Here is a 10,452-nt window from a genome sequence, read left to right as displayed (position 1 = left end):
ACTCACCCTGCACCTGCCCGCCAGCTGGCCATGGCAGCACGGCTGGCGACGACTGCTCGTCGCCGGCACCGGACCACCGCTCACGACCTGACCCGTCCACCCCTCCGACAGGACCCGACCGGAAACCCAAACGTGGAAGAGCCGGAGCACCCGGCGGCATCACCACGCCCACACGCAGGCGACTCACCACACCGACATCAACGCCGCCATCCCCGGGCAATGCGGTGGATCCGGGCTCAGCGGCAGACTGCGGCGATCTGCTCGAGGCGCTCGGGCATTACCGAGTACCACGCCCAGGTGCCGCGCTTTTCGCGAGTGAGAATGTCCGACTCTGAGAGGACCTTCGAGGGGCGCGAAACGGTCGGCTGGGACAACCCCAAAGCTCCAGCTAGATCGCACACGCAGGACTCGCCGTTCTCCGCCGCACGGATCAGCGCAGGTAGCTGAAGTCGGGCCGGGTCAGCGACCGCCTTGAGCAGCTGGGCGAGCGCGTCCGTCTCCGAGCGATTATCGGCTCGGCGATCCCCGTGGGGCGGCACTCAGGACCGGTGGCGGCGGGGAGCAGCCCTGGTGTCACTGAGATTGTCATCACCAACTCCCTCACCGGGTTGGTCGCCCGATCTACATTGACAGTGATCGATGTATCTGGGACGATACTACATCGACAGATGTCAATGTAGACGACCGTGGATGTGGGTGGGGCGATGAGGGTGCTCGCGACTGCAGCTGGCGCTCAATGTGTCGGACCGCTGGCGTCCGTTTCTGTCGCGGCGACCAGGCCGACCACTCAGGAAGGGAGCACCTGATGAACAAGACCCAGCCTGACCCCAGCCGCATGACCGACGAGGAGATCCGCGCCGCCGTCCGTGACCGGTACGCCGCCAGCGCCACCGTCGTCCTCAACGATTTGGGTTCGGCAGCCTCGTGCTGCACCCGCGTGGACCGCGACCCCATGACCCGCGACCTGTACGACGACACCGAGGCCACCCAGGTCCCGCAGGCCGCCCTGGCCGCCTCTCTCGGCTGCGGCAACCCGACCGTGCTGGCGCAGCTCGAGCCCGGCCAGGTCGTCCTCGACCTCGGCTCCGGAGGCGGCCTCGATGTGCTGCTCTCCGCCCGTCGCGTCGGTTCGACCGGCAAGGCCTATGGGTTGGACATGACCCCGGAGATGCTGGAGCTGGCGCGCCGTAACCAGGCCGAGGCCGGCCTGGAGAACGCTGAGTTTCTCCTGGGCACCATCGAGAACATCCCGCTGCCCGACGAATCGGTCGATGTGATCATCTCCAACTGTGTCATCAACCTGGTCGCCGACAAGGACCCCGTGCTGCGCGAGGCCTTCCGCGTGCTGCGACCCGGCGGCCGCCTCGCGGTCTCCGACATGATCCTGCTCCGCCGGCTGCCCGACGTCGCCTACCGGGCCATGAAGTTTTGGACCGGCTGCATCAGCGGCGCCCTGGTCGACACCGACTACCGCGACAAGCTCACCGCTGCCAGGTTCACCGACATCGGTATCGCGGTCACCCGCACATTGGACGCGAACGACCTGACCGACCTGGCCGCACAACTGCCGGACGACGTCATCTCCACTGGTGAGGACCGAGCCAGCATCATCGGCGGAATGGACGGCGCCATCGCCAGCGCGTTCATCCGCGCCAGCAAACCGTGACCGCGCCGGCCACTGGTCCCGCCCAACCGTCCGACTAAGACGTCGTCCTCCGCTCCGGCGGGGACGTTCCCGCGCACGCCTGGCAAGTCTTGCCACGTCTGGCTCGGGCGCACCGGGTGTGGTTGGGCGTATGGGCGACATGTCCTGGATGACGTTGGTCCGTCCTGAAATGCGACGCAGCGTCGTCCCCGCTGCAGCCGCCCGGCCTCGCCCGGTGGCTTGGGCGGCTGCGGTCTTGGGTGGGGCGCCCCGGTCGACGCCCTTGGCCAGTCTGGTGACGTGACTCGGGCCAAGCCATTGTCGGGGGGCCCCGGGAGGGTCATGATCGCGGCATGGGCGAGCGGCTGCGCGTCGATCCACCGAACGTCAACGGCAGCGTCACGGCCTGGGACGTAAGGACCGGGGTCGCGGTCACCTTCCGCACCTGGATCGACGTGATGACCTCCGTGAACGCCCACGACATCCCCTGGACCACCTCACCGACGACGAACGCGACGAGTGCCAACTCGTCCTCGGCAGCCGTCCCAGCGGACTTCGACCGGCCGACCACGCGGATCGGGTGACTCGGACGGCTGCCTGGCCGATCGGCTGCTTGGGATCTGAGCCGACCGAGAACGACCGTCGACGCACGGCTCCGCCCTGCGAGGCTCCCGCTTGCCTCCCCTGTGAAGGTTGAGGGGCCTCGCCCGTTTCGGGCTCCGAGGCGGGTGAGACAACACGCGTTGGCGGCAAACATTGCGGCTCCGTCGTTCGCTCGACACCGGCGGGCGGCCAACTCGGTCCTAGGCCGGATCGGAGCCCGCCGGATATCCGGCGCTGGTGACTTCAGGGGGCGTCTGGTGGTCGTCAGCGGGGAGCGAGGACCTGGGGCGGGAGCGCGGCCCGGCGGTTGAGGGCACGGTGGGCTAGTAGGGATCCGTGCGGACGATCCCCGGACTGGATCAGGACAATCGCACACCGATGACCTGTGACCGCGGAACCGCCTGATGTCGTGGCGATCAATGTGGCCAACCACGTGCTGACAAGCCCAGTCGACAGAGCTTCGCGCCCCGATGCGTTCATGGGAGAGGCAATCGGTCGCCGACGCTGGCCGTCTCCGGGCTGGGAGAGTGCGTTCGGAGTGCCGCTCGATACCCGGATACTTCACCCTGTTGGCCGTTTCGCTGACTGCGGCTGCCGCACACCTCGCCGCGCGGTCGGGACTGCTCGGCCGGGGGGTTTCAGGGTGTCACCGGAATTGACAGGTCCGAAAGTCCCTTCCGCGTCCAGCACTGAACCACCAGCATCAGACTTCCGTCCCGCAATCGCGCAGGAAGTTGTTCACCGACTCGTCGGGGGGCGGTCTCGGACGACCAGACACAGGCACGGAGGTGAGGGCCGGATGAGGCCTGGTAGCGGGCTCGTCGCCGGCGTGGTGATCGCGGCCGCGCTGCTCGCCGGGTGCACCGCTGGGACGTCAGGGACCTCCCCGACGACGCCCCCGCCGGGCGCCTCCCGCGTAGCCACCTTGCAGCCCACACCCGCAGCGACGACCGGCGCGGAGCTGGCGAACCTGCCGCCGCTGAGCGCGCCGTCCCTTGCCCCGGGGTCCGACCCGGGGGTGCTTCCCGGGCCGGTGCTCATCGCCGACGAGGACAACAACCGCCTGGTCGTGGTCGACCCGCAGGGGCGGGTGCGCTGGGAGTTCCCGCGGCCCGGGGACCTCGCAGCAGGCCAGTCGTTCAAGCTGCCCGACGACGCGTTCTTCAGCGCCGACGGCCGGCGGATCGTGGCCACCGAGGAGGAGTATCAGGTCGTCAGCGTCATCGACATCGCGACGCATCGGATCGTCTACCGCTACGGCACCCCCGGGAAGGCCGGCTCCACCGCGGGACACCTGTCCAACCCGGACGACGCGATGTTGCTGCCCGACGGCCGGCTGTTGATCGCCGACATCCGCAACTGCCGGCTGCTGTTCGTGGCGCTCGGGGCGACGACACCGACCGCGCAGCTCGGCCGGACCGGGTCCTGCCGCCACCAGCCGCCCACCCACCTGGCCAGCCCCAACGGTGCGTTCCCGATGCGCGACGGGCGGTTCCTGGTCACTGAGATCGGCGGCGACTGGGTCGACGCGATGACCCTGGACGGCGTCGTCTCCTGGACCACCCACCCGCCCGGGGTTGCCTACCCCTCCGACACCGGCGAGATCTCCCCGGGGCGCTATCTCACCGTCGACTTCAGCGACCCCGGGCAGATCGTCGTCTTCGACCCCGCCGGCGCGACGCTGTGGCGCTACCGGCCCTCCGGATCGGCGAAACTGAACCACCCGTCGCTCGCGCTGCCACTGCCCAACGGCGACATCTTCGCCACCGATGACCGCAACCACCGGATCATCGTCGTCGACCCGCGCACCAACCGGGTGGTCTGGCAGTACGGCCACTACGGCGTCCCCGGCAGCGGACCCGGCTACCTCGCCAACCCCGACGGGATGGACCTGCTCCCGCCCTACGCGCTCTGGTCACCAGCTCAGGGAGGCTGACCACCAGCCCGCAGGAACGAGCCGCTGGGGAAGGCGACCGGACCGCTGCTCGCCAGCGCAGGCCGACGCTGACGTCCTTGAGGGGGCTCGTTGGGGAGTCCTGGGACGCCTGGCGCCCGGACGGGGTGGACCAGCCAACGACCAGGTCCGGAGTATCGGGCGCCCCCCGGACGTGATGGCGGCGGGTGTGGTGCGATGTGCGGGTGACGTTCTTCGACGCGGTCGCAGGGCAGCCGGAGGGACACCGGGCCGGGCGGGCCGGGTGGCTGCGCGCCGCGGTTTTGGGGGCCAACGACGGACTGGTGTCCACCTCCAGCTTGATGGTCGGGGTGGCGGCCAGCGGCGCCTCGACCGGGGCGATCCTGACCGCGGGTATCGCCGGATTGGCGGCTGGGGCGATGGCCATGGCAGCCGGGGAGTATGTGTCCGTCAGCTCGCAGTCCGACGTGGAGCGGGCGGACCGGGAGATGGAGATCAACCACCTCGCGGCGGACCCGCCCGGAGAACTGGAGGAACTCACCCAGATCTACCAGGCGCGGGGGCTCCCGCGCGAGCTCGCCGAGCAGGTCGCCGTCACCCTGCATGAGAAGGACCCGCTGGAGGCGCACCTGCGCGACGAGCTCGGCCAGCACGAGTCGACGAAGGCACGCCCCCTCCAAGCCGCCGCGGCGTCGGCGATCAGCTTCACCCTCGGCGGGCTGGTGCCGTTCCTCGGCATGCTCGCCCACGGCGAGGGACCTCGGCTGGACCTGATCGTCGCAGTGACCATCGTGGGCTTGGCGGTCGCCGGGCTGCTGGGTGCCCGAGCCGCCGGCACGGCCCTGCTGCGCCCTACCTTGCGCGTGGTCATCGGCGGCACCGCAGCCATGATCGTCACCGCGCTCATCGGCCGCATCGCGCACGTCTCCGGCCTCTAGCCACTTCGACAGACAGGGCCCCTGGACATCGGGTCACGTCCCCGGCGGGGGCTCGTCCGTCGGAGGGACTGTCCATTTCCGCGTGGGCTGCGACGGAACCTGGCGACCGCCGGCCGTCGGGTCGCATGAATCGCGGGGCTGCCACTATGGGGCGATTCGGCGGTAGTGCGCGGCGTCAGCAGATCGGAAGACCGGCCGGCAGGGTCTCGTCGGCCGGTTCGCCCGCCACCGCGCGGGCGTAGACCTGCTTGACGGTGTCGGTGAACGGTGCGCTGTAGGAGGTGTCCGCTGTGCAGCCCCCTTGGTTGAGTCCGCCGATGAGCGCAGTGATCGTGCCCGTCCCGGTAGCAGCGTTGTAGTGGGAGATCCACGGGGAGCCGCTGGTGCCGTCGGCGAATCCCGGGCAGTCGAAGCTGGGATACCCCCGGGTGCGGTACACGGTGGCGGTGCAGACCACTGGGAGATCATCGTGGCCGATCGTGTAGCCGGCCACGGTCACCTGTTGGCCAGTTGCGGGGGCGCTGCCCAGCGTGTTCGCTCCGACCACCGACTGCACCGAGGCTCGTGTCCGGTTGGTGGTGGAGGGTGCGACGACGAGGAAGGCGAAGTCGACTGCCGGGTCTTGGTGCGTGATCCAGCTCGGCGCCAGGTAGGCCCGCTGCACCACCCAGGTGCCGTACGGCACGCCGCCGTCGTCGTAGCCGGGGGCGAACAGTTGACCGGCTCCGGTGCCGGACACGCAGTGAGCGGCGGTCACGATGATGTTGCCGGTGGGGCTGGAGACGACGCTGGCGGTGCAGGTGTGCACCGAGGGCAGCCCGGCGGCGAACAGGGGACCCACCGCGGACAGGGTCGGGGGGTCGGCGGTCGCTGACGGGCGCGCCGCTTGAGCTGGGACAGCCGGGTTTGACGCGCTCGCGGAGGCGCTTGTGGGGCGGGCGGGCGTCTGATCCGGTGTCGCACAGGCCGCCGCCAACAAGGTGGGCAGGACAACTACCACTAACACTCCACGGCTGAGTCGCCTTCCGAGCACCCCTGGCATGACTGAGGAATATAGCGACATGCCGGGCCGGGTCGGCTGCCGCACGTCCAAGTTCAGCAAGCCCGTCCAGCCCGCTGGCACTCAGGCTGGCTAACCCAAGGCTTGACGGACTCAGTTGTTACGGGGCGAACCCGGGAATGTACCGGCCAAGCCAGGTGAGGACCTGGGGCAGCTCGCTGCTCCACAGACTCGTCCGGTGCCCCGCGTGGGCCAGGACCAGGGCCTGGATAGACAGCGGTGCATGCGCCGCTGCCAGCAGCCGCGCCGTGGACGGGTAGGAGACGGGGTCGGAGTGGGACGTTTCTAGCCACAGTGCGACGGGCGGGGGTCGGTATCGGGCCAGGGCAACGAGGTTGTATCTTTGCGCCTCGGCGCTGTTCGACCTGAACGGTACGTAGTTCGACGAGAAATCAGGCTGGTAGTAGCCGCCCATGACGATGCCGGCCGCGTACTGGCCAGGGTGCAACATGGTGGCCATCGCGGCGCACCACCCGCCGGTGGACAGCCCGATCGTCGCCCAGGAAGCCCGGTCGGTACGCACCCGCAACGTGCGCATCACCCAGTTCGGCACGTCTTGGGTCAGCCACGTCTCGACCTTGGGGAAGCCGCCGGGGCCGTCAACGCACTCGGTGTCCACGCCGGGGGGAAACTCCGTGGTCGGGGAGATAGTGATGACGGGTCCGAGCGTGTGCTGGGCCACCGCCTGGTCGAGGGCGTTCCCCAGGTTCATCGAGTCGATCCACTCGGAGGGTTCGCCGGGGTACCCGGAGAAGGTCTCCAGGACCGGATACCGACGACTCTGGTTGGCCGGCAGGGTGTAGCCCTCGGGCAGGGTGACCAACACGGTCCCCGAGAGCCCGCTGGCCGCCCCGGTCACTGTGTAGCGCAGGACCCGGTCGGTGGAGCTCGCCCCAGGTGGCAACCCCGGCAGCGCCGGCGAGGTCGCTGCTAGCGACGGCGGCTTGATCACCACCCCGGCGGCCTGGGCCGCGCCGGCCCCCGCATGGGCGGTCACGCCCACCGGGCCGCCGAAGAACGTCCCGCGCAAGTCCGTCCAGTCAGCGAAGAAGCTGAACTGATCATTCAGCGCGACCGCTGCCGTGAACAGGACCAGCAGATTGACCACCAGCAACATCGACACGCGTGCAAGCACCGGGCGGGGCCGACCCGCCGAGACACGTGGCAGAAGCAGCACTGTCGCAGCAAACGCCGCCGCCGTCACCACGAGAACAAGAGCGAAGAACACCGGCCCCGTGAGCGACAACCGTGACCTCCCGAGCACCGTGATGCCTTTGCATGCGCGCGTCCAGGCGTCGCGCCTTCGCCAAGATCAGCGGGAAGCTAGTCCCGGTTGATGAGGGGACCGTGAACGGCCCTGCGAACTCAGGCACTGCGAGGATGCCCGAGCCGAGGACTGATCCACCGAGCACCTGGATGGGCCTCGCGAAGCGGGCGCCGAAGGCTGGCGGAGCTTCCGCGCGCGGCGAGGCGTCAAAGGGCCGGAACGATCTGTCGTGTCAGCCACCTGCCCTTCTCCTCGCGTCTTCGCGCCGCCGTGTCACGGCCGCGCCGCCGTTCGGTGCCGCGGTGCACGGCATCCGGCGACACGCAGTGGCGACCGCTACCGCGGCCACCTCAGTCGCGTGGATGCGCTGGCCCCGTTGGCCTAGCGGCATGGACTTGCCGTGGGGCTGGCGAGCGCCGGGCTCATTCGGGCCGTCCGGCGGTGCCCACTTGCCCGGCGGGCAGGCTGCGGGCGAGCGCTGTGAATGGGGTGGGTGGGGTGAGGGTCGAGGGGTGGGTTGTGCCGAACCCGGTCTGGGCGAAGGCTCGGATCAGGTTCGCGGTCAACCGCTGCAGCAGGCTCGCCTCGGTCCGGGGGATGTGGTGGTCGGCGCAGGAGCCGTCGATCTGACACGCCCAGTCGGTGGTGCCGACGGAGAAGACCGCGGCTCCGGAGGGAGCCGTGTAGTAGGTCATGTCGACGGGCCACAGCTGTCCGGCGCGGTGGAACACGCCTTCGGCGATGACCTGCAGGTTCGGCGGCAGTCCGCGCAGGGTGACGATGCCGTTGACCTCGTTGGCGGCCGCGTTGGGTAGCAGGGATCCGATGTGCAGCCCGGTGCCGGTGACCAGCCAGGACGGGGCGGTGCGCAGGCGCAGGCCGCTGTCCATCTTCAGGCCGGCGTAGCGCTGTCCGACCAGGGCGCCGGCGTCGAGCGCCGGGCCCGGGTCCTGGTACCAGCGGACGGTGGCCAGGGCCGGCTCGCTGGCGGCGACGGGGTCGGCGAAGGTGCGGTAGCAGACCACCCCGGTGGGCTGGCCGTTGGCGGTCCGGTTGATGCGGATCTGCCAGGACACGTCGTTGGCGCCGAGCCAGGCCTCGTTGACGCCGGCGTTGCGGGCGGCTTCTAGGGCGTGCACCATCCGCGCGGTCCAGTACTCGGCGTGCCCGGGGATGATGATCTCGTGGTGGGTGAGCAGCAGGCTGGGGGTCGCGTCGACGTCGAAGTCGGTCAGGTAGGCGGTGTCCAGCCCGAGGCGTTCGACCTGGTGGACCAGGGCGACGTCACGGACGAGAAGCTCACGCAGCCCGTCCCCGACCAGCGGACGGCTCAGCCCTGCCTCGAACGACCGAAGGGCGTTCAGTCTGCCTGGTCCGTGGTAGAGGCTGGCGCCACCGTAGGTGTTGTAGGCGGCCCAGGTGGCCGCGCTGAGCTGGACGGCCACGGGCGCGCTGCTGGTCGGGTCGGAGACGACCAGCGGGGCGGCGCTCACCGCGTGGTCGCGCAGGCTGACGAACTCCACCAGGGAGAGCCCCGGCGGGTAGGACGGGGTGATCGGGATCGTCGTGGTGGTCGGCCAGTTCTCCTGGATCACCCGGGTGGCACCATTGGGCCGCGCCTGGCGCTGTGGCCGCACGGTCAGCACGGTTGAGGTCCAGACCAGTCGGGCTCCCGCCCCGTGGTACCAGCCGACCCTGAAGACCTTGATCTGCGCTGGGCCACCAGCCGAGCTCAGGTGCACCGCGACGTGGTCGCCGCACGCGGCGCTGGTCTGGCCGAGGTAGCCCACCACCTGGGCCGTGCTGGTCCGGTAGTGCACCTGCCAGCTCGTGTTACCGGGTCGGGCGTTCTCCCGGGCCAGCCAGCCCGTCGCCTGGTCGGCTGGCTGGCAGGGCGCGACCGCCGGGGTCCCCGGCAAGTTGGCGGGCATCCCGGTCTGCAGCGAGGCCGCCCAGCCGTGGACCAGCACGGGGCGACGGGCCGCGGCCTGCGGCGGCTGGACCGCCGGAACGGAGACGGACGAGGCGAGGACCGCGCCGTTCGTCTTTTCCGTCTGGTGGGCAGTGCTGCACCCTCCGAGAACCAACGCGACCACGATCGCCACGGCGCTGCTCACCGCGGCCGGCCCGAACCGACCTCTCACCCTTGCTCCTGGCGCTTCAGGGAGCGGATGCTCCGGGCGGTCAACGGATCACGACGTGCGTGTGTTCCCGGAGTACAGCACGAGTTGTGTCGACGACAACTCTCCTGGTCAGGTAAGGCTTTCCTTGCCTGTCTTGTCCCCGTGTCGGGCTCATCGTTCTCTCATCTGCCGGGGCGTATCATTCGAGTTCTTACAGTGGCGGGGCAGACTTGGCGTGCGCGTTTCGCCCGGTGATGGGTGCGGACACGGGGTCCGCGTCAGCCGGCCTGATGGTGAGTCCGCGGCCGAAGGGACAGGTTGGTGAGCACCGCCCAGAAGCCAAGGACGCCCCTTGCCGCACCCGCGAGCGGAAATGGTCGCGCCCGGGGACGTCTGCGGCTGACTCGGCGGGGTCGCCGCGTGGTGCGGGCTCTGATTTTGATCGTGTTGCTGCTGCTGGGGAGTGTCGCCTGGTCGTTGGGTCGGGCGGTGACCGCGCCGGGGACCGACAGCATGGCGGCTCGGGTGGCCGAGTGGGGTCGTGACCACGGGATGGGCGCGCTGGTCACCGCGGCCGAGAACCTGCAGTACCAGCTGCACCCACCCAAGGTCGGCGGCAAGCTCGACCCCGGCGCCCTCGCGCAGCTCGGGACGGCAGCGAGCCAGACGCCACGTGCCGGCTCGAGCGTGGCACGCGGAACGGTCGTGGTGCACGCGCCGCTGGCGCCGTTGGCCTCTCCGGGGCTGGCCGGTGAGGGGGTGTTCCGCCCGGTGGTGACGGTGAAGGGTCAGCCGGCGGTGCAGCTGGCCTACCTGCGCCCGGACTCCAGCCACACGTCGTATCTGGCCGGGGTGGTGTGGATGAGCGGGAAGGCGCTGCGGCTGGTGCAGCACCCCGGGT

9 protein-coding genes are annotated in these 10,452 nt (G+C 70.0%); 5 read left to right on the top strand and 4 right to left on the bottom strand.

Translation table 11 applies throughout. From position 1 onward, the window contains the following. Nucleotides 1-236 precede the first annotated feature (236 nt). Entirely contained in the window at nucleotides 237-539 is a 303-nt protein-coding gene (locus VIM19_07080; GenBank protein HEY5184657.1) for a metalloregulator ArsR/SmtB family transcription factor, read from the bottom strand. 266 nt (nucleotides 540-805) lie between these two features. On the opposite strand from VIM19_07080, the gene arsM reads away from it, so the two are divergent. The 4 genes from arsM to VIM19_07060 all read left to right on the top strand — a co-directional run bounded on the left by arsM (nucleotide 806) and on the right by VIM19_07060 (nucleotide 5,101). After that, complete coding sequence (arsM, locus tag VIM19_07075; protein HEY5184656.1) at nucleotides 806-1,666, top strand: arsenite methyltransferase; 861 nt, start codon at nucleotides 806-808, stop codon at nucleotides 1,664-1,666. A gap of 332 nt (nucleotides 1,667-1,998) precedes the next feature. After that, on the top strand, nucleotides 1,999-2,229 hold the full coding sequence (locus tag VIM19_07070) for a hypothetical protein (GenBank protein HEY5184655.1): 231 nt from the start codon (nucleotides 1,999-2,001) through the stop codon (nucleotides 2,227-2,229). 818 nt (nucleotides 2,230-3,047) lie between these two features. Then, complete coding sequence (locus tag VIM19_07065) at nucleotides 3,048-4,184, top strand: PQQ-binding-like beta-propeller repeat protein (GenBank protein ID HEY5184654.1); 1,137 nt, start codon at nucleotides 3,048-3,050, stop codon at nucleotides 4,182-4,184. Between the two features lie 203 nt (nucleotides 4,185-4,387). After that, complete coding sequence (locus tag VIM19_07060) at nucleotides 4,388-5,101, top strand: VIT family protein (GenBank protein ID HEY5184653.1); 714 nt, start codon at nucleotides 4,388-4,390, stop codon at nucleotides 5,099-5,101. Nucleotides 5,102-5,276: 175 nt separating this feature from the next. Here the strand turns inward: VIM19_07060 and VIM19_07055 are convergent, their stop codons facing one another. The 3 genes from VIM19_07055 to VIM19_07045 form a co-directional block, all read right to left on the bottom strand. Further along, nucleotides 5,277-5,942 carry a trypsin-like peptidase domain-containing protein gene (locus VIM19_07055; GenBank protein HEY5184652.1) on the bottom strand — a complete coding sequence of 222 codons (666 nt, stop codon included), beginning with the start codon at nucleotides 5,940-5,942 and terminating at the stop codon, nucleotides 5,277-5,279. Nucleotides 5,943-6,261: 319 nt separating this feature from the next. Beyond that, nucleotides 6,262-7,278 carry an alpha/beta hydrolase-fold protein gene (locus VIM19_07050; protein HEY5184651.1) on the bottom strand — a complete coding sequence of 339 codons (1,017 nt, stop codon included), beginning with the start codon at nucleotides 7,276-7,278 and terminating at the stop codon, nucleotides 6,262-6,264. Nucleotides 7,279-7,850: 572 nt separating this feature from the next. Further along, the gene (locus tag VIM19_07045; GenBank protein ID HEY5184650.1) at nucleotides 7,851-9,572 is read right to left on the bottom strand and encodes a N,N-dimethylformamidase beta subunit family domain-containing protein; all 1,722 of its coding nucleotides are present in this window, start codon (nucleotides 9,570-9,572) and stop codon (nucleotides 7,851-7,853) included. 423 nt (nucleotides 9,573-9,995) lie between these two features. On the opposite strand from VIM19_07045, the gene VIM19_07040 reads away from it, so the two are divergent. Beyond that, nucleotides 9,996-10,452 (top strand): hypothetical protein (locus VIM19_07040; protein HEY5184649.1); only part of this gene is annotated, 457 nt, incomplete at its 3' end.

The sequence above is a fragment of the Actinomycetes bacterium genome (genome assembly GCA_036510875.1).
Lineage (GTDB): Bacteria > Actinomycetota > Actinomycetes > Prado026 > Prado026 > DATCDE01.
Note: the sequence above shows the minus strand (reverse complement) of the source record. Positions and strands in the feature narration are given on the sequence as shown.

Excerpts from the sequence above, each read along its gene's own strand:
- arsM (HEY5184656.1), top strand. The coding sequence starts at position 806 with ATGAACAAGACCCAGCCTGACCCCAGCCGCATGACCGACGAGGAGATC.
- VIM19_07070 (HEY5184655.1), top strand. The coding sequence starts at position 1,999 with ATGGGCGAGCGGCTGCGCGTCGATCCACCGAACGTCAACGGCAGCGTC.
- VIM19_07065 (HEY5184654.1), top strand. The coding sequence starts at position 3,048 with ATGAGGCCTGGTAGCGGGCTCGTCGCCGGCGTGGTGATCGCGGCCGCG.
- VIM19_07050 (HEY5184651.1), bottom strand. The coding sequence starts at position 7,278 with ATGTTGCTGGTGGTCAATCTGCTGGTCCTGTTCACGGCAGCGGTCGCG.